18 protein-coding genes are annotated in these 23,132 nt (G+C 63.8%); 12 read left to right on the forward strand and 6 right to left on the reverse strand.

Translation table 11 applies throughout. From position 1 onward, the window contains the following. Window positions 1–14: 14 nt before the first annotated feature. Window positions 15–2,624: a bifunctional aconitate hydratase 2/2-methylisocitrate dehydratase gene (gene acnB / locus BLQ09_RS11825; protein ID WP_027608550.1), complete on the reverse strand. Its 2,610-nt coding sequence runs from the start codon at window positions 2,622–2,624 to the stop codon at window positions 15–17. Between the two features lie 396 nt (window positions 2,625–3,020). On the opposite strand from acnB, the gene BLQ09_RS11830 reads away from it, so the two are divergent. Further along, window positions 3,021–3,491: a DUF1289 domain-containing protein gene (locus BLQ09_RS11830; RefSeq protein ID WP_065928006.1), complete on the forward strand. Its 471-nt coding sequence runs from the start codon at window positions 3,021–3,023 to the stop codon at window positions 3,489–3,491. 34 nt (window positions 3,492–3,525) lie between these two features. Here the strand turns inward: BLQ09_RS11830 and BLQ09_RS11835 are convergent, their stop codons facing one another. After that, on the reverse strand, window positions 3,526–4,389 hold the full coding sequence (locus BLQ09_RS11835; RefSeq protein ID WP_027608548.1) for a universal stress protein: 864 nt from the start codon (window positions 4,387–4,389) through the stop codon (window positions 3,526–3,528). Between the two features lie 148 nt (window positions 4,390–4,537). Between BLQ09_RS11835 and BLQ09_RS11840 the strand changes: the two genes are divergently transcribed. Then, entirely contained in the window at window positions 4,538–5,140 is a 603-nt protein-coding gene (locus tag BLQ09_RS11840; protein WP_027608547.1) for a MiaE family protein, read from the forward strand. Here the strand turns inward: BLQ09_RS11840 and BLQ09_RS11845 are convergent. Beyond that, window positions 5,096–6,295 (reverse strand): MFS transporter, encoded by a 1,200-nt coding sequence (locus tag BLQ09_RS11845; protein ID WP_027608546.1) that lies wholly within the window; start codon window positions 6,293–6,295, stop codon window positions 5,096–5,098. The two genes, BLQ09_RS11840 and BLQ09_RS11845, sit on opposite strands and share 45 nt — an antisense overlap. Window positions 6,296–6,452: 157 nt before the next feature. Here BLQ09_RS11845 and BLQ09_RS11850 point away from each other — a divergent pair, with 157 nt between their 5' ends. Together BLQ09_RS11850 and BLQ09_RS11855 are read left to right on the forward strand one after the other, a co-directional pair. Next, a complete protein-coding gene (locus BLQ09_RS11850) occupies window positions 6,453–7,160 on the forward strand; it encodes a response regulator (RefSeq protein WP_065928008.1) in 708 nt (235 codons plus the stop codon). After that, the gene (locus BLQ09_RS11855) at window positions 7,161–8,438 is read left to right on the forward strand and encodes an ATP-binding protein (protein ID WP_092356860.1); all 1,278 of its coding nucleotides are present in this window, start codon (window positions 7,161–7,163) and stop codon (window positions 8,436–8,438) included. Window positions 8,439–8,662: 224 nt separating this feature from the next. On the opposite strand, the gene BLQ09_RS11860 is transcribed toward BLQ09_RS11855, so the two are convergent. After that, on the reverse strand, window positions 8,663–10,486 hold the full coding sequence (locus BLQ09_RS11860) for a serine hydrolase domain-containing protein (RefSeq protein WP_092356863.1): 1,824 nt from the start codon (window positions 10,484–10,486) through the stop codon (window positions 8,663–8,665). Between the two features lie 94 nt (window positions 10,487–10,580). Beyond that, window positions 10,581–11,069, reverse strand: coding sequence for a GFA family protein (locus BLQ09_RS11865; protein WP_092356866.1), 489 nt, complete (start codon window positions 11,067–11,069; stop codon window positions 10,581–10,583). Between the two features lie 93 nt (window positions 11,070–11,162). Between BLQ09_RS11865 and BLQ09_RS11870 the strand changes: the two genes are divergently transcribed. From BLQ09_RS11870 to BLQ09_RS11885, 4 genes are read left to right on the forward strand one after another with little or no spacing between them, the layout of a single operon-like run. After that, complete coding sequence (locus BLQ09_RS11870) at window positions 11,163–12,284, forward strand: AAA family ATPase (RefSeq protein WP_027608540.1); 1,122 nt, start codon at window positions 11,163–11,165, stop codon at window positions 12,282–12,284. After that, window positions 12,281–12,727, forward strand: coding sequence for a bpX5 domain-containing protein (locus BLQ09_RS11875; protein ID WP_027608539.1), 447 nt, complete (start codon window positions 12,281–12,283; stop codon window positions 12,725–12,727). The genes BLQ09_RS11870 and BLQ09_RS11875 overlap by 4 nt, the downstream gene beginning before the upstream one ends. Continuing rightward, entirely contained in the window at window positions 12,714–14,540 is a 1,827-nt protein-coding gene (locus BLQ09_RS11880) for a hypothetical protein (protein ID WP_027608538.1), read from the forward strand. Before BLQ09_RS11875 ends, BLQ09_RS11880 begins: the two co-directional genes overlap by 14 nt. Further along, a complete protein-coding gene (locus BLQ09_RS11885) occupies window positions 14,533–17,424 on the forward strand; it encodes a bpX6 domain-containing protein (RefSeq protein WP_092356869.1) in 2,892 nt (963 codons plus the stop codon). The genes BLQ09_RS11880 and BLQ09_RS11885 overlap by 8 nt, the downstream gene beginning before the upstream one ends. Here the strand turns inward: BLQ09_RS11885 and BLQ09_RS11890 are convergent. Next, window positions 17,411–18,310 carry a LysR family transcriptional regulator gene (locus BLQ09_RS11890; RefSeq protein ID WP_027608536.1) on the reverse strand — a complete coding sequence of 300 codons (900 nt, stop codon included), beginning with the start codon at window positions 18,308–18,310 and terminating at the stop codon, window positions 17,411–17,413. The genes BLQ09_RS11885 and BLQ09_RS11890 overlap by 14 nt on opposite strands. Window positions 18,311–18,556: 246 nt before the next feature. On the opposite strand from BLQ09_RS11890, the gene BLQ09_RS11895 reads away from it, so the two are divergent. The 4 genes from BLQ09_RS11895 to BLQ09_RS11910 are packed head-to-tail and all read left to right on the forward strand — an operon-like array spanning window position 18,557 to window position 23,131. Beyond that, window positions 18,557–19,375 carry an HTD2 family dehydratase gene (locus BLQ09_RS11895; RefSeq protein WP_092356872.1) on the forward strand — a complete coding sequence of 273 codons (819 nt, stop codon included), beginning with the start codon at window positions 18,557–18,559 and terminating at the stop codon, window positions 19,373–19,375. Window positions 19,376–19,404: 29 nt separating this feature from the next. Then, the gene (locus BLQ09_RS11900; protein ID WP_092356875.1) at window positions 19,405–20,568 is read left to right on the forward strand and encodes an acyl-CoA dehydrogenase family protein; all 1,164 of its coding nucleotides are present in this window, start codon (window positions 19,405–19,407) and stop codon (window positions 20,566–20,568) included. A gap of 10 nt (window positions 20,569–20,578) precedes the next feature. After that, complete coding sequence (locus tag BLQ09_RS11905; protein WP_092356878.1) at window positions 20,579–21,928, forward strand: MmgE/PrpD family protein; 1,350 nt, start codon at window positions 20,579–20,581, stop codon at window positions 21,926–21,928. 9 nt (window positions 21,929–21,937) lie between these two features. Beyond that, complete coding sequence (locus tag BLQ09_RS11910; RefSeq protein WP_027608532.1) at window positions 21,938–23,131, forward strand: CaiB/BaiF CoA transferase family protein; 1,194 nt, start codon at window positions 21,938–21,940, stop codon at window positions 23,129–23,131. The last annotated feature ends 1 nt before the right edge of the window (window position 23,132 follow it).

A 23,132-nucleotide genomic window follows, 5' to 3' on the forward strand; every position in this document is an offset into this window, starting at 1 on the left:
ACATCAACACACCGTTAAGCCTGGATCACCGGGATGTTGGCGCTTGCTGCGATTTTGCGGAACTCGGCGATCTGGTCGAAGTTCAGGTAGCGGTAGACGTCACTGGCCATGGTGTCCAGTTTCGCTGCGTAGCCCATGTACTCTTCGACGGTCGGCAGGCGACCCAGGGTGGACGCGACTGCCGCCAGCTCAGCCGAAGCCAGGTAGACGTTCGCGCCGTCACCCAGGCGGTTCGGGAAGTTACGGGTCGACGTCGATACCACGGTCGAGTTCGGCTCTACACGTGCCTGGTTACCCATGCACAGCGAGCAGCCCGGCATTTCCATGCGCGCGCCAGCCTTGCCGTAGATGCCGTAGTAGCCTTCTTCGGTCAACTGGTGAGCGTCCATCTTGGTCGGCGGCGACAGCCACAGACGAGTTGGCAACTGACCCTTGACCTGCTCCAGCAACTTACCGGCAGCACGGAAGTGACCGATGTTGGTCATGCACGAACCGATGAACACTTCGTCGATCTTCTCGCCGGCAACACTGGACAACAGACGGGCATCGTCCGGGTCGTTCGGTGCGCAGAGGATCGGCTCGTTGATTTCGGCCAGGTCGATCTCGATGACTTCGGCGTATTCCGCGTCGGCATCGGCTTCCATCAGTTCCGGGTTGGCGACCCAGGCTTCCATCGCTTGGGCGCGACGTTCCAGGGTACGGGCATCGCCGTAGCCTTCGCCGATCATCCAGCGCAGCAGGGTGATGTTGGAGTTCAGGTACTCGGTGACGGATTCTTTCGACAGCTTGATGGTGCAACCGGCAGCCGAACGTTCGGCCGAGGCGTCGGAGAGCTCGAAAGCCTGCTCCAGCGTCAGGTCGTTCAGGCCTTCGATTTCCAGGATGCGGCCGGAGAAGGCGTTTTTCTTGCCTTTCTTCTCTACGGTCAGCAGGCCAGCCTGGATCGCGTAGTAAGGAATGGCATGAACCAGGTCACGCAGGGTGATGCCAGGTTTCATCTTGCCTTTGAAGCGCACCAGGATCGATTCCGGCATGTCCAGCGGCATCACGCCGGTGGCGGCGGCGAAGGCGACCAGACCGGAACCCGCCGGGAACGAGATGCCCATCGGGAAACGGGTGTGGGAGTCACCACCGGTACCGACGGTATCCGGCAGCAGCATGCGGTTCAGCCAGCTGTGGATGATGCCGTCGCCTGGACGCAGGGATACACCGCCACGGGTCATGATGAAGTCAGGCAGGGTGTGGTGGGTGGTCACGTCGATCGGCTTCGGATAGGCCGCGGTGTGGCAGAAGGACTGCATCACCAGGTCGGTCGAGAAGCCCAGGCACGCCAGGTCTTTCAGTTCGTCACGGGTCATCGGACCGGTGGTGTCCTGGGAACCCACGGTGGTCATCTTCGGTTCGCAGTAGGTACCTGGACGAACGCCTTTGCCTTCCGGCAGGCCACACGCCTTGCCGACCATCTTCTGGGCCAGGGTGAAACCCTTGCCAGTGTCGACCGGTGCTTCAGGCAGCTTGAACAGGTCGGTAGGGCCCAGGCCCAGCTCGGCGCGCGCCTTGTCGGTCAGGCCACGGCCGATGATCAGCGGGATACGGCCGCCGGCGCGAACTTCGTCGAGCAGGACCGGGGTCTTCATTTCGAAGGTGGTCAGGACTTCGTCGGTGCCGTGTTTGCAGACTTTGCCAGCATGAGGGTACAGGTCGATCACGTCGCCCATGTTCATGTTGGTCACGTCGAATTCGATCGGCAGTGCGCCGGCATCTTCCATGGTGTTGTAGAAGATGGGAGCGATCTTGCTGCCGAAGCAGAAGCCGCCGGCGCGCTTGTTCGGCACGTAGGGAACGTCGTCGCCGAAGAACCACAGCACCGAGTTGGTCGCGGATTTACGCGAAGAGCCGGTACCGACCACGTCACCGACGTAGGCGATCGGGAAGCCTTGGCCGCGCATTTCTTCGATCTGCTTCATCGGGCCGGTCTTGCCTTGCTCGTCCGGCACGATGCCTTCACGTGCCATTTTCAGCATGGCCAGGGCGTGCAGCGGGATGTCAGGGCGGGACCAGGCGTCCGGGGCAGGGGACAGGTCGTCGGTGTTGGTTTCGCCGGTGACCTTGAACACGCGCAGGCTGATCTTGTCGGCCAGGGTCGGACGGTTGCGGAACCACTCGCCGTCAGCCCAGGACTGGATCACGGCTTTGGCGTGCGCGTTGCCGTTGCGGGCTTTTTCGGCGACGTCGTGGAACGCATCGAACATCAGCAGGGTGTGCTTGAGTTGGGCAGCCGCGACAGGCGCCAGCTCGGCGTCGTCCAGCAGCTCGACCAACGTCACGATGTTGTAGCCGCCCTGCATGGTGCCGAGCAGTTCAACCGCGCGTTTCTTGTCGATCAGGGGGGAAGTGGCTTCGCCCTTGGCCAGGGCAGACAGGAAACCGGCCTTGACGTAGGCAGCTTCGTCAACGCCCGGTGGAATGCGATTGGTGATCAGGTCAACGAGGAATTCTTCTTCGCCAGCCGGAGGATTCTTCAGCAGCTCAACCAGGCCTGCGGTTTGTTCGGCATTAAGCGGCTGGGGAACGATACCCAGTGCTGCACGCTCTTCGATATGTTTGCGGTAGGCTTCAAGCACAGTTATTACCCTCATCAGTGGTCCCACGGGACGCTCATCCAGAAATGAACGGCACGCATGCGCTCGGGGGCTTTTTGGGCCGCAAAGCCAGCGCTGCCGGCATTCCTTACAGAAGCTGCTTTCAAAGTTTTACGCCTGCAGAACGGAGCTGATGAGGGTTGGCGCTGATCATTACCTACCGGGTAATAACCATCGCCAACACCGTTCTGAAGGAACGACTGTGCTCGTGACGCTTTGAAAACAGCTTCCAGCGGATTATTGGCGCCTTACAAGGCCGGATGATTCTACGGCAAAAAATTTCGAAAGGTAAGTTGCATCACCAAGTTTGCTGGGTGATCAACCTTAGACAAAGGGCTAACATGGCGCACTGTTTCGCTGATTTGCGTGTCGTTGCCCATGTCCAACCAAACCATCAAGACCCCCTGCGTCGGCCTGTGCTCCACGGTCTACGGCGATCTCGTGTGCCGTGGCTGCAAGCGTTTCCACCACGAAGTGATCCAGTGGAATGGCTATAACGAGGAAGAAAAACGTGCGGTCTGGCTGCGGCTGGAGCAACTGTTGGTGCAGGTGATGGCCGGCAAGCTCGAGATTTTCGACCCCAAGACCCTGCGCGGCCAACTGGAGCAACGCAAGATCCGTTTCGTGCCGCACCAGTCCGAGTACTGCTGGGCGTACCAGCTGATTGCCCGCGGCGCGCGGGTGATCAATAACCTGGAGGCGTACGGCATGGTGCTGTTGCCGGAGTTTCGCGACTGGGCCTTGCCGGAACTGCGCGATGCCATCGACCGTGAGTTCTTTATCCTGTCCGAGGCGCATTACCAGCGCTATATCGCCCCGGGGTTCCTGAGAGACGCGCTCGCTGACTGACGACACACATCCAACTGTGGGAGGGGGATCGGCGTCAGGCCTTGGTCGCCAGTTCTTCCAGGTGATCCATCAACGTCTGCGGCTTGAGCACCAGTACATCACTGTCCACCGCATCCAGGATCACCTCCGCCGTATTACCGATCAACGCCCCGGAAATGCCGGTGCGCCCCACGGTGCCGATGATGGTCACGGCCGCTTTCAATGTGTGGGCCAGGTGGGGGATCAATACATCCGCCGGGCCCTCCTCGACATGCAGGTGCGCGTCATCCACATCGAATTCCGCCTGGAACGCCTTGCACTGCTCGCGATAACGCGCCTCGATGGTTTCCTTGAGCTGGAACGTCGGGTCCGCCGCCGACAACATCGGCGACGGATGGGCGCTGATCACATGCAACTGCGCCTTGGCCAGGCTGGCGATGTCGAAGCCATGGTCGATGATCGCGTGATGCAGCTCGCGGTGTTCCCCGTCGTTGTTGCCCACATCGATCGCCGCCAGAATCACCCCGCCCGCCCAAGGCGTGGACGTCTTGACCAGCAACACTGGCGTCGGGCACAAGCGCAACAGCTTCCAGTCCGCCGGCGTCAGCAGCGCCTTTTTGAGCGGGCTGTCGGGAAAGTGCTGCTTGATCACCAACCCACAGCCTTCGGCCTGCTGCACGTCGATAATGGTGTCATGCAGGCTTTCATTCCACGCCTGTTCGGTGGTCACGCTGTAACCGTCCTCCTGCAAACCGGCCTTGAGCAGGCTCAACAGCGCCGAATGCTCGTGTTTCTTGTCGCAGACCAGCAAGTGCAGGTGCGCGCCGGTGACCCCGGCGATCAGCTTGGCGCGCTTGAGGGCCAGGCTTTCCGAGTGCGCGGGCTCGATGACCACCAGGATGCTGCGAATGGCTTGCATGATCGGATCTCCAAAAGGGTGGGCGTGGAACAACTATAGTTGCTGCCCGCCAGACGTCATGTTGATGCACATCAAGGCCGGTGGCTGGTGGTCTGCGGTGCGGTGGGTATAATCGGCGGCCTTTTGTGATCCTTTGCCCGTGAGCCCGATGAACCTGCCCGAAATCCACGAATTCCTCGGTTGCCGAACCCCCGACGCCTGGGTGCAGGCCGCATTGGCCGATCAGGACACCCTGTTGATCGACCACAAGAACTGCGAATTCAAAGCGGCCAGCACCGCCCTGAGCCTGATCGCCAAGTACCACGCCCACGTTGACCTGATCAATATGATGTCGCGGCTGGCCCGGGAAGAGCTGGTGCACCATGAGCAGGTCATGCGCCTGATCAAGAAGCGCAAGGTCGAGTTGCGCCAACTGCACGCCGGGCGCTATGCCTCCGGTTTGCGCAAGGTGGTGCGCAGCCACGAACCGGTCAAGCTGGTGGATACCCTGGTGGTCGGCGCCTTTATCGAAGCCCGCAGTTGCGAGCGTTTCGAAGCCCTGGTGCCGCATTTGGACGAAGAACTCGGCAAGTTCTACTTCGGCCTGCTGAAAAGCGAGGCGCGGCACTTCCAGGGTTACCTGAAGCTGGCCTACCAGTACGGCGACGCCAAGGACATCGCCCAGGTGATCGAGCGGGTGAGGGCGGCCGAGCAGGAGCTGATCGAATCACCCGATATCGAGTTCCGCTTTCACAGTGGCGTGCCAGCCTGAGGCCACGGCCACGCCGATCAAGGCGGTGATCCCGGTCAGCAGCAGGATCACCGCTTGCGTGCCCAAGGGCGCCGCCAGCAGTGCAATCACCAGGCCGGCCAGCGGCTGGGGCAGGTTGTTGAGCAAGGTGATCACGCCCACGGTCTTGCCGAAGTCCTGCACCGGAATGACCCGCTGGCGGGTGCTGCGCAGGTAAACGTTGAACATCTTGTCGAAGCCGGTGACCAGCAGGAAGCCCAGGGTGTATGCCCACAGGTTGGGACTGAGCGCCATGATCAACGCGCCGGCGCCGATCATCGAGTAAGACAGTCCGCCCAGCACTTTCAGGGGCAGGGTGGAGCGTGCCAGGTAAAACAGAATCGCAATGGTCACCCCCGCGCCGGCCGCCTGCAGCAGGGCATAGGTGTCCTTGTCGGCGGCGTACAGCCCGGTGACCATGGCGGCGGAGGTGGCCAGCGTCACCCCGATGATCAGGTTCACACCGACCGCCAGGGTAATGATCCGCTTCAGTTCCGCCAGGTGACGGATATGCCCGAAGGCGATGCGCAGCGGCTGCAGCCAGATATCCCGGTGCTGCCGATGGGTGTCCAGGCTTGCCGTGGTTTTACGCTGCCAGGCCAGCATCGCCAGGTCCGCCAGCACAAACAGCCCGGCAATCCCCAGCACCACCCAGTGCCAGGCCCACACCGCCAGCATCAGCGCGGCCACCAGCGGCCCCAGCACCAGGCCGCTCTGGTCGGCGATCTGCGAGTAGGAGAGGGTCTTGGCATAGCTGTACTGCTGGAAGACATGGGGCATCAGTACTTCGCGGGCCATGATGCCCTGGGTCGTCAGCACGCCGCACAACGCCGACAGCAGCACCAGCCAGTAGATACCGTCGAACATCCCATACAACGCCACCGCCACCACACAGGCCAGTGCCCGGTAAACCTGGCTGATATGCAGGATGCGCACCGGCGAATACTTGTCGCACAACGCCCCGCACACCGGAAACGCGAGATAGCGCGGCAGTGACTCGACAAAGAAGGCCAGCCCGGCCCAGGACACGCTGTGGGTGGTCTGGAACACGATCAGCGGCACGATAAACAACAGGATCTGGTCCGCCAGCCGCGACAGGAACAGCGAAACGAAGAACGCCAGGTAATCCTTGCGCATACAACTCCCTGTGGATGGCGTTAAAAAGTGCAGGCTATTTGTTAAAAACTCTTAAAAGCATGAAGCTTCGTCGGCACCAACTGGCCAGTTGCTTTAGTTGCCCAGCTTGCCACCTATAATGCCCGCTCTTCAATCCGCCTTTGCACACTGAGAACTTATGGAAAACCTGGGTCTGGGCAAGGTCCTGCTCGTTGAGGACGACGAGAAGCTGGCAGGGCTGATCGCGCATTTTCTGTCACAGCATGGCTTTGAGGTCCGCGTGGTGCACCGTGGCGATGAAGCCCTGGCGGCGTTCCTCGACTTCAAACCCAAGATTGTCGTGCTCGACCTGATGCTGCCGGGCCAGAGTGGCCTGCATGTGTGCCGCGAGATCCGCACGGTGTCCGACACCCCCATTGTGATCCTCACTGCCAAGGAAGACGACCTGGACCACATCCTCGGCCTGGAGTCGGGTGCCGACGACTATGTGATCAAGCCGATCAAGCCGCCGGTACTGCTTGCACGCCTGCGCGCCCTGCAACGTCGCCAGGCGCCCGAGCCGACGGTGCGCGGCGCCCTCGCGTTCGGCCGGTTGGCGATTGACCGCAGTTGCCGGGTGGTCAGCCTGGGGGACGAGCAGATCGACCTCACCACCATGGAGTTCGAACTGCTGTGGTTGCTGGCCAGCAGCGCGGGCAAGATTCTTTCCCGCGACGACATCCTCAACCGCATGCGCGGCATTGCCTTCGACGGCCTTAACCGCAGCGTCGACGTGTACATCAGCAAATTGCGCGGCAAGCTCAACGACAACCCCCGTGAGCCGGTGTGCATCAAGACCATCTGGGGCAAGGGTTATCTGTTCAATCCGTTTGCGTGGGAGGTCTAGATGCTGCGCCTGTTTCTGCGCCTGTATGTGATTCTGGCGATCGGCCTGGCGGGGGCGATCTGGCTGGTCAACTACACCTTCGACGAACTGCTCCCCGAAGCCAACGAGACCTATAACCGCGAAGCCATGCGTGGCCCGGCATACGGCTTGGTGGAGCAACTGCGGCCGTTGCCCGTGGAACAGCGCGCTGCACGGCTGGCCGAGTTGCAGTCCCACTACGGACTGCGCCTGAAGCTGGTGCAAAAGGATGCCCAGGCCCTCACCGAGCGCGAACAGAAGCTTCTGGAGCAGGGCTTGCTGGTGGTGCGCGGCGACTTCATGGAGTTTCTCACGGGCATCGACGGTGGCACGCAACTGCTGGAAATCAAACTGCCGGAAGAGCCCAAGTGGTTATACCTGTGGGCCTACGGTTTTCTCGGGCTGTGCCTGGCCATCGTCCTGTATTTCTGGGTGCGCCCGCACTGGCGCGACCTGGAACATATCCGCCTGGCCGCGCAGCGCTTCGGCGACAACGACCTCGGCTCACGCATCCTGCTGCCGCGCAGCTCCACCGTGCGTGCGCTGGCCGGGCACTTCAACCAGATGGCCGAGCGCATCGAAAGCCTGATCGCCAACCAGCGCGAACTCACCAATGCGGTGTCCCACGAGCTGCGTACACCGATTGCACGGTTATCGTTCGAACTCGACCAGCTCAAGCAACAGGCCGACCCGCACCAGCGGGGCGAATTGATCGCCGATATGTACGCCGACCTCGGCGAGCTGGAGGAGATGGTGTCCGAACTGCTCACCTACGCCAGCCTGGAGCGCGGCGCCACCCAGGTCACCCGCGAGCGCATCGAGGCCCACAGCTGGCTCGACAGCGTGATCGGCAGCGTCGCGCTGGAAGCGGAGGCGGCCGGCATCCAGTTGTCGCTGCGCACCTGCGAGGTCGACGTTATCCAGATCGAACCGCGCTTCATGGCCCGCGCCGTGATCAACCTGCTGCGCAATGCCATCCGTTATGCCGAGCGCCGGGTCGAGGTGTCGCTGGTGAAGTTCGGCGAGGGCTACGAAGTGCGTGTGTGTGACGACGGCCCCGGCGTGCCCGAGGAAGGCCGGGCCAGGATCTTCCAGCCCTTCATGCGCCTGGATGCCAGTCGCGACCGCCGCACCGGCGGCTTCGGCCTCGGCCTGGCGCTGGTGCAACGGGTGTCGCAGTGGCATGGCGGGCACGTGCACGTGATGGATTCGGAGTGGGGCGGGGCGTCGTTTCGCATGACGTGGGCGTATGCCGAGTAATACATTTTGAATGCTGTGGAGATCAAATGTGGGAGGGGGCAAGCCCCCTCCCACATTTTTTGACTGGCTTACCCTGTCAAAAGGTGTATTCCAGCCCCATCACCGACGCCTGCTAACGACGCCCCACCATCGGGCTCTTGCCCGCGTCATCTGCCAGGTATTACACATCCAGCAGGCACAGTGAGGAGAGCGACAGATGCAGGGTTTTTGAACACATAGGGGGGTTAGAAGGCCAAGGGTTTATAAGGGGCTCGAGTGCGTTTGAAGGCGTAGCCCGAAGCGCTGAGACCGTTGATCTGGCGGCTCACCGTATCGCCCAGGCCGTAGCCGTTACCGGCGAGGACGGCATGGGCGTTGTCGATCGGCAGCAGGATGTAGTCGGTCAGCGGTTCGTCGTGCAGTTGGCCGCTAATCACCAGGAAGCCGTCTTCCAGGCGCACGCTGATGCCGCTCAGGGGCGCGTCGGGCTCATGGGTGTTGAGCACTTGATAGGTGCCGATGGTGTCGGCCCAGGCCGAGGGCAAGGGCGGCGGTTCGATGCGCTCACCGATAGCCACGCGCTGGCCGTGGCTGCGGGCGGTGAGCATCTGGCGGCCTTGCACGCTGATCACGTCCAGTTGCACGCGGCCCAGTTCGCCGAGGTCCTTGAACCAGAAGCCGAGCACTTTCTTCTGCGCGCGCAACCAGCCATCGTCGTCGCGCAATAATTCGAAGGTGTAGCCGGCCAACTCGCCCGACAGCCGCTGATCGTCATCCTTGATCCGGAACACGCCCCAGGCGGTGGCGTAGAAGCCGGCCAGGCGCTTGCGGTCAATGGCGGCCGGTACGTGGCGCAGTTTCAGGCCGTTGCTGGGCGCCTGGCAGTCGTCGGCGCAGACCGCGTGGCCGGTTTGCGCCTGGAGCAGCAGGCGCAGGGTGTCGGTGGCCAGGCCGGCCACCAGGTCTTCGGCGTTGCTGTCATTGGCCATGATGATCACGGCCAGTTGCTGGTCGGGCAGCAGGCTCAACTGCGCGGCAAAATCGTCGCCACCACCGCTGTGCTGGTAAGTGCGTATACCGGGGCCGACGGGTTCGTCACCGCATGGGGCGAGGAACCAGCCCAGGCCCATCTGGCAATCGAAGTCCAGCGCATTGCCGGTGTTCTGCTGGGTGAACATCGCGTCAATCGAAGCGCTGCCCAGCACGCGGTTGCCTTTGTAGACGCCTTGGGCGAAGAGCATGTGCACGTAATGCGCGAGGTCTTTCGGGCTGGCCCACAGGCCGCTGGCGGCGAGGTCGCGCACCGGGGCATCGGTACTGGCAACGCCGTCCGTGTAGCCCAGGGCGCGGAACGCCTGCTGGCTGGCGGTGCCGACAAAACTCGACTGGTTCATTTCCAGCGGCTTGAGCAGGCTGTTTTGCAACTGGGCTTCAAAGCTTTTGCCGCTGCTGCGCTCGATGGCCGCGCCCACCAGGGCATAACCGAGGTTGGAATACGCCACCTGCGAGCCTGGCGGGCTGCTCAGCCAAACCCCCGACACGCGCATCGGCATCTGCCCCATGGCGTAGGTGCTGCGCAGGTCACGCAAGTGTTCGCTGGGCAGGCCGGACTGGTGGCTGAGTAAACGCCGCAGGGTGACAGCGCGGTCGGCAGCGGCCTGGTCGTCATGAAAGCGCGAGCGCACATAAAACTCGCGCAAGGTCTGCTGGATCGGCGCATCCAGCGCCAGCCGCTGTTGTTCCACACATTGCAGCGCGGCCGTGGCGGTGAGCAGCTTGGAAATGCCACCGGCACGGAACGCGGTGTTGGGCGTGACCGGCACGCCCCGGGCCTTGTCGGCCAGGCCGAAGCCCTGGGCCCAGATCAGCTCCTGGCCATTGACCAGGGCAATCGACAGGCCGGCGATATGCTCTTGGGCGATCGCCCGGGGAATGCGCGCTTGCAGGTAGCGGATGATGGCGCCGTAGTCACCCTTCTGAATGGGCGGCGGTGCCGGCGGCTGCCCATGGCAACCGAGGCTGCCCAGCAGGCAACCCAGCAGCGGAATACCGCGCAATCTGCGAAACATGAGGAGCACCCGAATGGCTGTTTGGATGCTCGAATGCTAGGGAAGGGCCGTCCAACAATCTTTGCGAGCTTTGTCGGGAAACTGTCAAAGACTGTTAACGGCTGAGCCCATGGCGTTCATGCCACTGCGCGATGGATTCTTCGGGGTATTCCTCAAACTGCAGGTCGCCCTTGCGCACGCTGACCTCGACCCACGGCGCCTTTGAACCCAGCATCAGGTGCGTATGCGCCGGCGGCACCGGCAACGGCGTGTCGATGGCCGAGGCAAACGGGTGGATCAGCTCCGGCCACTCCGGGCTGAACAGCCATAGCGCAGTGCCGCACTGCGAACAGAAATGCCGCTCGGCGCTACTCGCATGGGCACGGCTGGCGCCCTCGGGTTTGAGCCGGGCGTGGTAGATCGAAATCTGTTTGCGTCCGCGCACTTGCAAGCTGTTGGCATCCCCGGCCAGGTTGATCGCATAACCACCGCCGCCTTGGGTCTTGCGGCAGATCGAGCAATAGCAACGCTGGTAAGGGTACGGGTGGGCGCTGGTGAGGCTGAACGTCACGGCGCCGCAGTGGCAGGATCCCTCAAGCTGCATCGGGGCTGACTCCTCTTGGGTTTATGTAACAACGCTTTGCTAATACCTTAGCCTCAGGCAAGATTCCTTGCTTTGGTTTCAGGGAAGACACCCATGATTGCTCAGTTGCACAGCGCTGCCGCGCAAATTCGCCATGCCGTGCGTGCGGCCACCGAAGGCCTGGTCGGACGCGAGCAACTGGCCGAGCTGATTGTATTGGCCGCCGTGGCCCAGGAACACATCCTGGTCATCGGGCCACCTGGCACCGCCAAGAGTGCCGTGGTGCGGCGTGTGGCGCAGTCCATGGGCGGGCGTTATTTCGAGTACCTGCTGGGGCGCTTTACCGAACCCTCGGAATTGTTTGGTGCGGTGGACTTGAAGAAACTGCGCGAAGGCACCGTCGAAACCGACGTCAGCGGCATGCTGCCGGAAGCCGATATCGTCTTTCTCGATGAGGTCTTCCTCGGTTCGACCGCCATCCTCAACACCCTGCTGGGCGTGCTTAACGAACGCCGCTTTCGCCGTGGACACACCCAGATCCAATGCCCGCTGCGCGTGTGTGTCGGTGCTGCCAACGGCCTGCCGGACGACGAAGCGCTGGCGGCGTTCGGCGATCGTTTCCTGTTGCACCTGTTTGTCGAGTCGGTGCCGGATAACCAGTTGGAGGCCATGCTCGCGGGTGGCTGGCAGTCGGAACAGCGGCCGGTGCAGCAGTTGCTCGGTTTGACCCAGTTGGACACCCTTGGCCATGCGCTGAAAAGCGTCGATCTAAACACCGTACGTCCGTTACTGGCCCAGGCTATCCGCCGCCTGCGTGAAGCCGGCATTCAGTTATCGGACCGGCGCATCGTCAAGTCTCAACGGCTGATCGCAGCGGCTGCCTTGCTGGGCGGGCGCCTGGAAGCCAGCGATGCCGACCTGTGGCCGCTGCTGTACGTGCTGCCGACCCAGGAAACCCAGCAGCACGGTCGTGAAGTGCTGCGCGACCTGTTTGCCGCCTCCAGCAACCGTCATTTGTTCAGTGCGGTGGAGGAAGCCACCTTGCAGCCGATGTCACGACTCAATCGCCTGTTGGAAACCGCCGAAGATTACCTGGCACGCACCGAACCACCGGCGAGCCCGGCGCTGGAAGGCCTGCTGCGCGAGATTGACGCCAACTTCAACAGCCAGACCCTGCCTGAGCCGTTGCGACAGGTACGCGGGCAATTGGCGCGACTGCTGACGCCCACGCCATGAGTGCAGCGTTGCAGCGATGGACCTGGCGCCCACGGCAGGTGCCGACCGAGCCGCAGGCCGCTGTCGCCTGGGGTGACGCTGCTCGGCTTCTGCACGCGCGCTTGTTACAGCTGCCGGACGAACAGGCTGCGCGACTGCAAGCCACGGCCAGCGGTGAAGTGCTGGTGGTTACCGGCGCCGGTGTTGACCTGCCCTGGGTCGACGGGGTGGCCTACGCCGCACCGGGAGATGTCGCGCCAGGGCTGTGGTTGCCCACCAGTTGGGAGCCGACAGCTGCGGTAGATGTGCTGGGCCAGGCCCTGGCGGCACGCTTCAAACGTTCGCCGTTATTGCTGTGGCGTGAACCGCAGGCCGTGGTGCCGCTGGATCGCTTGCTGCCCGTCAGCCCCGATCATTTGCGGCGAATCGCTGCTCACTGGGGGATGCCCGATGCAACTGCCTGATGCCCTGCAACCCTGGCGGCAGTGGCTGGAATGGTTTGCGCCCCAGCACCTGCCGGTGTTCGCCGATCTGCTGGGCCGTCTCAACCCGCTGCTCGGCCCACTGCGGGGCAGGCAACAAGGCGGTGTGCCGGAGCCTGATGGCCTGGGCGACCTGCAACGCCGTGGCCCCTATGAGCGTCTGCTCTCCAGTGAATGGTTGCTGGCAGAGGAGGTACCCGATGAGTTTCTTCGCCGTGCGGTCGGGGGCGAGCATATGTTCCTCGCGCCCCAGTACCGTGCCCGTGAGGCCAACCGCCTGATAGTGGTGCTGTTCGACGCCGGTCCCTTGCAGTTGGGGGCCGCACGCCTGGTGCATATCGCATTGCTGATGCTGTTGGCGCGGCGTGCCGAAGAGGCGGGCGCCGAGCTGCGTTGGGGGCTGCTGCAAGGTCCGCCGGTGTTGCATGAACTGGATTCGCCTGCACAGATCAAACGTCTGCTTAACGCCCGCACCTATGAAGGGGTGAGCGACAGCCATTGGTATGCCTGGCGCGACTGGATGGCCGCGCAGGATCGTCCTGTGGGTGAATGCTGGATGGTCGGGCAACGCTTGCCGGTCGCCGACGCCAGGCATTGCAGCCACCGGGTCCAGGTCAAGCGCAGCCTGGATGGGCGTAGCCTGTCGTTTGAGCTGCAGGCAAGCCAGACGCGACGGGTGTTGCTGCCGATGCCGCAAGCGCAGCACGCGGTGCAATTGCTCAAAGGGCAGTTCGATCACGAGGTCAAGGCACCGCCCGCCAGCAAGACTGGTGTGGTGCCGCGCGTGGTCCTGACCTTGCCGCCGGTGATCTCAGGCTCCGGCAGCCATGTCGCCCTGCGCATGCTGGACGAAACCGGAATGGTGGTGATCAAGCTGCCGTCGAGGAACCAGAAAAAATCCCTCGAGGTGCGTCGGCGCCTGTGGTCAAGCCACCAACGCGCGTTGAGCATGAGCTTTCACTACCGCAGCCTGGGCGCGGTGCTCAGCAGTGACAACACCTTGAGCTTCTGGAACATACCGGGCATTGCCCCGATCGACAAACCGCCCGCCGAACGACTGCACCTTCCTCCAGGCACCGCGACGTTCCTGCCCTCGGTGTGGTTGCGCAGTCAGAAAAGCGAACGGCTCTACCTGCTGGACAGCAAGGGCCGGCTCGCCTGCTGGCAAGGCGCGGTGCTCCGCGCCCCGGCGCGTGAGGGCTGCGACATCACCGACAATGTCATCGGCCTGGCCCAGGTCGACACCTTGACCCTGGCCTACGCCCGCAGTGAAGGCGGGCAAGTCGTCGTGTATGCGGCTACGGGCGATGGGCTGAGGTCCGGTGGTTACGCGGTGGGTACGGCCAATGGCGTGAGCCAGGTACTGTTTGCAGGCACCGCCTATTGGCGGCAGTACTTTGGCGGCTGTGCACTGCTGACCGATAATCTTGGCAGCCAACGTTGGCGCGTGGTCACCCACGACAGCTTCCCCTCGAAAAAAGCCCAGATCGACCTGGCCCCCGGCTGGAAGGCCATCGGCCTGCACCATGAGGTTGGCCCCCAGGAACTGCACGCGCTGGTACTGCTGGGCCCGAACCAGTACACCGTCGGTTTGTATATCGAAGGGCAGCAGCGTGTGCTGTTCACCACCTCGGCAGCGATTGCGCGGGCAACGTTCTGCCCGATGAGTGGCCTGGTCGCCGTTATCACCAGCGCCCGTGAACTGTTGGTGTATTCGGTGCCCGAGCGTGCCATGCGCCTGCAAGTGCTGTGTAACCAGGTCGCGTTGTTAACTCATGAGCGTGAGCATGCTTGAACAGGACGGAATGCTGATCAGGCGCCCGCTGCTGACGGGGCATCAACACATTGATGGGCTGTGGTTTTCCAGCGACCGCTTGGATTTGCACGAGCGCGCCGGCTTGATCCTCGAATACTGGCAGCCCGGCGCCCGTGCCTACCGCTTTGCCGACGGCGATGTGTTGCAGTTCGCGCGGCCTGAATCGGTGTTGTGCGAAACCCTGGTCGGTTGGCCGCTGGTGCGCCAGGGCCGTGGTTTGTCCTCCGCGTTGCTCGACCCGCAGGAGCTGCGGGCCTTGCCGGCTGCCGACCTGTGGCTGGTGCGTGGCAGCCAGGTGCAGGCCTTGCAGTTGCGCGATGCGCAGTTGCTGGCGCCTGGGCAGTGGCTGGATATCAGCGCCTGCACACTGTTGGATACCTTCGACTGCCATGCACCGGTACTGGAACCGGTGCCGCCGCTGCGGGTCACCGATGTGCGTGAGATTCTCGGCGGGGCACTGGGACCCGTCAGCCCGGAGCGGGAAGGGGTGATGCAGGCGCTGATCGAACGTCAGCGCCATGCGCCGAAGAGCCCGCCGGCCAAAGCGACCGCGCCTGGCAACAGCGAGTGGGGCTCACGCGAGCCTGCCGCGTTCCCGGCACTCAAGCTTGGCGCGACCTTTGCGCTGGTGACTGCTGTGCTGTGGATGGCCAACCAGGGTCAGCACGCGCCCTTGACACCCATGCCGACGCTGAGCAGCGACCAGGTTTTTGCGGTGGTCGGCTTGACGTTGGTCGGTGGGCTGTTCTTGACCGGCTTTTTATGGGGCCTGAACCGAGCGCTGCGGCGTGGGCGCACGCCAGTCGCCGGCACGCCAACAGCACCGGTCGCCCCAGGCATCGCTGCGCGCAGCGAACCGCGCCAGCACAAACCCGCCGCATGGCGCCGCTGGCTGACCCGCCTGACCCTGCATTCGCGTTTGTCCACGTTGTATGGCAAGCGTCAGGCTGCTTATGTGCGGCGGATGCTTGAGATGTTCGAGGACGGCAATTTCGAAGAAGCCTTGCGCCATGCCATTCCCTTGAATGGTGAGCAGTCCGGTGACGAGCAGAGCTTTGGAACGCCCCAACGCCGCCAGGACCTGGCCCTGGACCGGCAGAACGGGGCAAGCCGTTCGATGTTCTTCGAAGAGGGGATGACCGAGCACCTGCGCCAGGTCTACCGCCAGACCTATGAGCGCCTGGACCGCGCCGGGCGCATTGAAGAAGCGGTGTTTATCCTCGCCGAGTTGCTCAAGGAGCGTCAGCAGGCCCTCGATTACCTGGAAAAACACGCGCGCTATCAACAAGCCGCCGACCTCGCCCTGGCCTGGGATATGCCACCTGGGGTGATCGTACGCCTGTTGTGCCTGGCCGAGAACTGGCAGCGCGCCTTGCTGGTGGCGCGCCGTGACGATGCCTTCGGCGATGCGGTGTTGATGCTCCAGGCCAAATCACCGGAAACCGCCGACCGCCTGCGCCTGGAGTGGGCCGAAGCGTTGATCGCCAAGGGATTGTGGCTGCAAGCGGTCGATGTGATCTGGAGTCTGCCGGCTGAACGCCCACGCGCCGCGCAATGGCTGCTCAATGCCGAAGCGGCCGGTGGGCGCCTGGCCATTGGCGCGTTGGTCAAGCGCGCCATACTGCTGCCGGACACCCTGGAGGCGTACGGCGAATGGGTCGAAGACGTGCGTGACGACCCCGCGCGCGGCAGCGAGCGCGCCGCCCTGGCCGAGGCATTGCTGGAACATAAAGCCCAATCCTCGGCCCTGGCCTGGCTGGCAGGCGCTACCGTGCACGCGATTCTTGCCGACCAGCTCAGTGGGCACGGGCGTCTGAACTTCAATCAGTTGCAGGCGCTGGTCAAAATGAGTCGGGATAAATTGCTTCAGGCGGACCTGCCGGGCCAGGCGCTGAAACGTCCAGCCGTTGTGTCGCTGGACCGCGTGGGCAGCACGCTGGAGTGGTCCGCACCGGCGGCGGGCAATCGGCCGATCCTGGATGCCGTGCCCCTGCACGATGAGCGTTACCTGTTGGGGCTGGGCGAGGCCGGCGCGATGGTGGTGGATGCGCAGGGCAAGACGCTGTTTCATTTTGCGGTGCCGGCGCAGCAGATTGTCATCGGCCGCAGCCGCCAAGTGGCCTTGGCGCTGACGCGTCGAGACCGGCTGTGGCGTATCAGCAAGCTGGACCTGGTAAGCCGCACGGCCACGGACCTTGGTGTCTTGGCGCTGGACGTATTTGCCAAGGTGTTTGACGGCACTGCCTGGACCGTCGGCCGTGACCGGGAACTGCGGGTGGTGGACGTCGATCGTGGGTTTGAAACGTTATGGCACGTGGGCGATCTACCGGCACGGGTGCATGCCCTCGAGACGGATCAGCACAACGAATACCTCTGGCTGTTGGAAATGGGCGGGATCCTGGCGCTCTGGCATTATCGTTTGCCGGAGCGTCGCTTGATCAGTCGCGACCCTGGAATCGATGTCATAGAAGCGGATTTCGGGCTACCCAGTGCAACCGGTCAGGCGGCGCAATACTTGATCAAGTACGACAGCGAAGGGCCGCCGATCCTCGTCCTGAAGCAGGGTGGGGCGCGCAAGGGCTATCGTTTGCCCGGCAACCTGCGGGAGGAGGAGTGGGATCAAACGGTCTGGCCATTCCTGTTCGAGGACTGGCTGCTGATCCGCTATGGCGTGGAGGAAGAAGAGACCCGTTGGCATTTCATTCATCGCGCCAGCGACCGGCTCTGCGTCAGCCTGCACTGGCCACAAGCGCAAGTCCAGGCGCGGCGCCTGGGGGCGGACTGGCTGTTATTCGATGATCAAGGCCGCTTGAGCCACATCAACCTCGACCACGCCAGCCAGCACAACCTCACCCTGCATTGACCGTTTCCGGCATCAACGTGGCAATCAATGCCCGTATGGTGCCGGGCAGTGCCTCAAGCTCCCTGACCAGAATACTGCGCTCGCGAATCGCCCACGGCTCATCCAGCGTCACCGCCACCAGTTGCATGGTGCGGCTGTGCCGTACGGCGGCGGACTCGGGGATGATGCCGATGCCCACGCCCGCTTCGACCATCCGGCAAATCGCCTCGAAGCTCGACACCTGGATACGCAGGGACAAATGCTTGCCCAGCCGCTCGACGTGTTCACGCAGGAAGCTGAGCAAGGTGCTGCCTTCATGCAGGCCGATATGCTGATAGGCCAGGGTCTGCTCCAGGGTGACCGAGGCTTGACCGGCCAAGGCGTGGCCGACGGGCACCATCAGCACCAGTGTGTCGGTGCTGAAGTGCAGCACCTGCAAACCCGCCGCCTCCACGGGGCCGGCGATGATGCCCATGTCACTGGTGCCATCCAGCACGCCGCGCACGATATCGCGGGATAAGCGCTCCTGCAGGTCGACGGTCACGCCAGGGCGCTGGGACAGGAAGCCGGCCAGCACCTCCGGGAGGAACTCGGTGACCGCCGTGGTGTTGGCGAAGATGCGGATATGCCCGGCGGAATCCACGCCGTATTGGGTGAACTCACTCTTGAGGTAATCCACCTGGCGCATGATCAACCGCGCATGGTGCAGCAGCCGTTCACCCGCCGGGGTGATCTCTACGCCACGGCTATCGCGGTACAGCAGGCGCGTGTCGAGCTGGCCTTCCAGCGCCTTGATCCGCGCACTCGCGGCGGCCGGCGAGAGGAACGCGCGCCTGGCGCCCTGGGTCAGGCTGGGGGATTCGGCGATATGGATAAACAGGCGCAGGTCGGCCAGGTCGAAGTGCATGCAAAACTCCAGGCTTGCGAAGACCTGTGGCGAGGGAGCTTGCTCCCGTTGGGGCGCGAAGCGGCCGCAAAAAACCAGGCCTGCTGCGCAGTCCAGCGGGAGCAAGCGCCCTCGCCACAAACGGTACGGGTTGGAATGCGGCGTTCAGCATAACCGAACGCTGGTTTATTGAAATGCAAATTCTCAGAACGGGCCCGCGCTTGCATGATCCGGGGCAGACACTCACTGCCCGAGGACCTGTACCCGATGAGCGCCACTGACTGGATCGGCCAAAGCGAAACCGCCCACGACCACCTGAGCCATAACCTGCTCAAACGCATTGCCGCCACCTTTGGCGAAGCCGTCCCCGAGCAGGGCGCGGACCTGCCGCCGCTATGGCAGTGGTGCTTCTTCCAGGACCCGCTGCCGGAAAGCGCCCTGGGCGGCGACGGCCACCCGGCCCGTGGCGGCTTCCTGCCGCCGGCGGATAACCGCAATCGCATGTGGGCGGGCGGGCGTATCGAGTTCCTGCACCCGCTGCGGGCCGGCGAGGCGGCAACCCGCGTGTCGACCATCACCCAGGTCGAAGAAAAGACCGGCCGCAGCGGCTCGCTGTTGTTTGTCACCGTGCGTCATGACTATGCCCAGGACGGTCGCCTGGCGATCCGCGAAGAACAGGACATCGTCTACCGCGAGCCGACGCCGCCCAAGCCGGGCAGCGGCGAGGCCCCGGCCCAGGGCGAGTGGCAGGAAACCATCGACCCCACGCCGACCCTGCTGTTTCGCTACAGCGCCGTGACCTTCAACGGTCACCGCATTCACTACGACTACCCCTATGTCACCGGCACCGAAGGCTACGCCGGGCTGGTGGTGCATGGCCCGCTGATCGCGACCTTGAGCCTGCGCGCGTTTTGCCGCGCCCATCCCGAAGCCAGCGTGCGGCGCTTTGCCTATCGCGGCGTGCGCCCGTTGATTGCGCCGCAGCCGTTTGCAGTGGGCGGTCGCATCAGTGACACCGGGGTGGCAGCGTTGTGGGCCGGGAATACCGATGGCCTGGCGCAAACCGCTGAAGTGCATTTCGAATAAGCCAAGAACAACAGGCGGAGAGCCGTGAGATGAACCCGAATGACAACGAAGAACTCAACGCCATCCGCGACGGCGTGCGCGCCTTGTGCGCCGCATTCGACGCGGCCTACTGGCGCCGGATCGACGAAGAAAAGGGCTTCCCCGAAGCCTTCGTCAAGGCGCTGACCGACGCCGGCTGGCTGTCGGCGATGATTCCCGAGGAGTACGGCGGCTCCGGCCTGGGCCTGGCCGAAGCCTCGGTGATCCTCGAGGAGGTGAACCGCTGCGGCGGTAACTCCGGCACCGTGCATGGGCAGATGTACAACATGTTCACCCTGTTGCGTCACGGCAGCGAGGCGCAAAAACGCTTCTACCTGCCCAAGCTCGCCAGTGGCGAATTGCGCCTGCAATCCATGGCCGTCACCGAGCCCACCACCGGCACCGACACCACCAAGATCAAGACCACCGCGATCAAGCGTGGCGACAAATACCTGATCAACGGCCAGAAAGTCTGGATCTCGCGGGTGCAGCATTCCGACCTGATGATCCTGCTGGCGCGCACCACGCCGTTGGCCGAGGTGAAGAAAAAGTCCGAAGGCATGTCGATCTTCCTGGTCGATCTGTGTGAGGCCATCGGCAACGGCCTGACCGTGCAGCCCATCGCGAACATGGTCAACCACGAGACCAATGAGTTGTTCTTCGACAACCTTGAACTGCCCCTCGATAGCTTGATCGGCGAGGAGGGCAAGGGCTTCAAATACATCCTCGACGGCCTCAATGCCGAACGCACCCTGATCGCCGCCGAATGCATCGGCGACGGCCGCTGGTTTATCGACAAGGCCAGCGCCTACGCCCGCGACCGCGTGGTGTTCGGCCGGCCCATCGGGCAGAACCAGGGCGTGCAGTTTCCGATCGCCGAAGCCCATATCGAAGTCGAAGCGGCCGACCTGATGCGCTGGCGCGCCTGTGCGGAATACGACAGCGGCGCGAATGCCGGCGCCAGCGCGAACATGGCCAAGTACCTGGCGGCCAAGGCGTCCTGGGAAGCGGCCAATGCCTGCCTGCAGACCCACGGCGGCTTTGGCTTTGCCTGTGAGTACGACGTGGAGCGCAAATTCCGCGAGACGCGCCTGTACCAGGTGGCGCCGATCTCCACCAACCTGATCCTGTCCTACGTGGCCGAGCACCTGCTCGAGCTGCCACGCAGCTTCTGAGGGCCTGCCCATGAGCCATACCCAAGCCCTGTGTCGGTTCCTGGCCGACCTGGCCTACGAGCAGTTGCCCGAACCCGTGCTGGCGCGCACCGAAGACCTGTACCTGGATTGGCTGGCGTCCGCGTTGGCCAGCCAGGGCGCGCACCCGATCCCATTGTTCGAGCGCTATGCCCAGAGGATGGGCCCGAGCAGCGGCCCGGCCCAGGTGATCGTCAATGGCACCGGCAGCAGCGCGTATTTCGCCGCGCTGGTCAACGGCGCCTCGTCCCACCTGGTGGAACAGGATGACCTGCACAACAGCTCGGTGCTGCACCCGGCCACCGTGGTGTTTCCCGCTGCCTTGGCCGCCGCCCAGGACCTCGGTAAATCCGGCCGTGACTTGTTGCTGGCCTCGGTGGCCGGGTATGAGGCGGGGATCCGCATCGGCGAATTCATGGGGCGCTCCCACTACCGCATCTTCCACACCACGGCCACGGTGGGCACCCTGGCGGCGGCCGTGGCGGTGGGCAAGTTGCTGGGTTTCAATCAGGACCAGTTCATCCATCTGCTCGGCAGCGCCGGCACCCAGGCCGCCGGGCTGTGGGAGTTCCTGCGCGATGCCGCCGACTCCAAGCAACTGCACACGGCCAAGGCGGCCGCGGACGGTTTGCTCGCCGCGTACCTGACGGCGGATGGCCTGACCGGTGCGCGCAATATCCTCGAAGGCGACCAGGGCCTGGCGGCGGGCATGTCCACGGATGCCGAGCCGAGCAAGTTGTCGGCTGGCCTTGGCAGCCGTTGGGCGCTGCTGGAGACCTCGTTCAAGTTCCACGCGTCGTGCCGCCATACCCATCCGGCCGCCGATGCGTTGCTGGCGTTGATGCAACGCGAAGGCCTGGAAGCCGTCGATGTCGCCCGTGTGGAAACCCGTGTGCACCAAGGCGCCATCGATGTGCTGGGACGGGTAAGCGTGCCGACCAGCGTGCATCAGGCCAAGTTCTCCATGGGCACCGTGCTGGGGTTGATCGCCGTGCATGGCAAGGCCGGGCTCACCGAGTTCCATGAGTACGCGTTGACCGATCCCGCCGTCGCCGCCTTTCGCGACAGGGTCAGCATGACCCTAGACCCCGAGGTCGATGGCGCCTACCCGCAGCGCTGGCTCGGCCGCGTCACCGTCACCACGGTTGACGGCCGCACCCTGCACGGCGCCATCGACGAGCCCAAGGGCGACCCGGGGAACAGCCTGAGCCGTGCAGAGCTGGCGGATAAATTCCAGCGCCTCGCCCGGTTCAGTAGCGCCCGCACACCGGCCCAGGCCGACATATTGATCGCCAAGGTCTGGGATGTGCGCAACGCCGCGTCCATGGCCCACTGGCTCTGAGGAACTGTCATGACTGACCCACGACCGCTGGACGGCATCACCGTTGTCAGCCTGGAACACGCGATCGCCGCGCCCTTTTGCACCCGTCAACTGGCCGACCTCGGCGCCCGCGTGATCAAGATCGAACGCCCCGGTGCCGGTGACTTCGCCCGTGGCTACGATGAGCGCGTGCGTGGCCTGGCCTCGCATTTCGTGTGGACCAACCGCTCCAAGGAAAGCCTCACCCTGGACCTCAAGCAGGACGAAGCCGACGCCATCCTCGACAGCCTGCTGGCCGATGCCGATGTGCTGGTGCAGAACCTTGCACCGGGCGCGGCGGCGCGCATGGGCCTGTCGTTCGAGGCGCTGCATGCACGCTTTCCACGGCTGATCGTCTGCGACATTTCCGGCTATGGCGAAGGCGGGCCCTACGAGAAAAAGAAAGCCTATGACCTGCTGATCCAGAGCGAGGGCGGCTTTCTGTCGGTGACCGGTGGCCCGGGTGACGAGCAGATGGCCAAGGCCGGTTGCTCCATCGCCGACATCTCCGCCGGCATGTACGCCTACAGCGGCATCCTTTCCGCGCTGCTGCTGCGCGGCAAGACGGGGCAGGGCAGCCGCATCGACGTGAGCATGCTCGAAAGCCTGGTGGAATGGATGGGCTACCCGATGTACTACGCCTTCGACGGTGCGCCGCCGCCGCCGCGTGCCGGCGCGGCGCATTCGACCATCTACCCCTACGGGCCGTTTCCCACCGGCGATGGCGGCACGGTGATGCTCGGTTTGCAGAATGAGCGCGAATGGGCGGCGTTCTGCGACAAGGTCCTGCTCACGCCTGGGCTGGCGACGGATGAGCGCTTCAGCGCCAACTTCAAGCGCTCGGCCAACCGCGAGGCGCTGCGCCAGATCATCGTCGACAGCTTTGCCCAACTGGATGCCGAGGCCGTGATCCAGCGCCTGGAGGATGCGCAGATCGCCAGTGCCCGCGTCAACGATATGCAAGGCGTGTGGGACCACCCGCAGCTCAAGGCCCGCGACAGTTGGCGTGAAGTGGCAAGCCCTGCCGGCCCGCTGCCATCGCTGCTGCCGCCGGCGCGCAACGGGGCGTTTACCCCGCGCATGGACGCTGTACCGGCGCTGGGGCAGCACAGCCAGGGCATCCTCGAGCAGCTCGGTTACTCCGGCGATGCCATCGACAGCCTGCGCGCGCGCGGCGTTATCTAAT

The organism is Pseudomonas sp. NFACC25 (assembly GCF_900100935.1).
In the GTDB taxonomy this organism is placed as follows: domain Bacteria; phylum Pseudomonadota; class Gammaproteobacteria; order Pseudomonadales; family Pseudomonadaceae; genus Aquipseudomonas; species Aquipseudomonas marginalis.

Excerpts from the sequence above, each read along its gene's own strand:
- BLQ09_RS11830 (WP_065928006.1), top strand. The coding sequence starts at position 3,021 with ATGTCCAACCAAACCATCAAGACCCCCTGCGTCGGCCTGTGCTCCACG.
- BLQ09_RS11835 (WP_027608548.1), bottom strand. The coding sequence starts at position 4,389 with ATGCAAGCCATTCGCAGCATCCTGGTGGTCATCGAGCCCGCGCACTCG.
- BLQ09_RS11840 (WP_027608547.1), top strand. The coding sequence starts at position 4,538 with ATGAACCTGCCCGAAATCCACGAATTCCTCGGTTGCCGAACCCCCGAC.
- BLQ09_RS11845 (WP_027608546.1), bottom strand. The coding sequence starts at position 6,295 with ATGCGCAAGGATTACCTGGCGTTCTTCGTTTCGCTGTTCCTGTCGCGG.
- BLQ09_RS11850 (WP_065928008.1), top strand. The coding sequence starts at position 6,453 with ATGGAAAACCTGGGTCTGGGCAAGGTCCTGCTCGTTGAGGACGACGAG.
- BLQ09_RS11855 (WP_092356860.1), top strand. The coding sequence starts at position 7,161 with ATGCTGCGCCTGTTTCTGCGCCTGTATGTGATTCTGGCGATCGGCCTG.
- BLQ09_RS11860 (WP_092356863.1), bottom strand. The coding sequence starts at position 10,486 with ATGTTTCGCAGATTGCGCGGTATTCCGCTGCTGGGTTGCCTGCTGGGC.
- BLQ09_RS11865 (WP_092356866.1), bottom strand. The coding sequence starts at position 11,069 with ATGCAGCTTGAGGGATCCTGCCACTGCGGCGCCGTGACGTTCAGCCTC.
- BLQ09_RS11870 (WP_027608540.1), top strand. The coding sequence starts at position 11,163 with ATGATTGCTCAGTTGCACAGCGCTGCCGCGCAAATTCGCCATGCCGTG.
- BLQ09_RS11875 (WP_027608539.1), top strand. The coding sequence starts at position 12,281 with ATGAGTGCAGCGTTGCAGCGATGGACCTGGCGCCCACGGCAGGTGCCG.
- BLQ09_RS11880 (WP_027608538.1), top strand. The coding sequence starts at position 12,714 with ATGCAACTGCCTGATGCCCTGCAACCCTGGCGGCAGTGGCTGGAATGG.
- BLQ09_RS11885 (WP_092356869.1), top strand. The coding sequence starts at position 14,533 with ATGCTTGAACAGGACGGAATGCTGATCAGGCGCCCGCTGCTGACGGGG.
- BLQ09_RS11890 (WP_027608536.1), bottom strand. The coding sequence starts at position 18,310 with ATGCACTTCGACCTGGCCGACCTGCGCCTGTTTATCCATATCGCCGAA.
- BLQ09_RS11895 (WP_092356872.1), top strand. The coding sequence starts at position 18,557 with ATGAGCGCCACTGACTGGATCGGCCAAAGCGAAACCGCCCACGACCAC.
- BLQ09_RS11900 (WP_092356875.1), top strand. The coding sequence starts at position 19,405 with ATGAACCCGAATGACAACGAAGAACTCAACGCCATCCGCGACGGCGTG.
- BLQ09_RS11905 (WP_092356878.1), top strand. The coding sequence starts at position 20,579 with ATGAGCCATACCCAAGCCCTGTGTCGGTTCCTGGCCGACCTGGCCTAC.
- BLQ09_RS11910 (WP_027608532.1), top strand. The coding sequence starts at position 21,938 with ATGACTGACCCACGACCGCTGGACGGCATCACCGTTGTCAGCCTGGAA.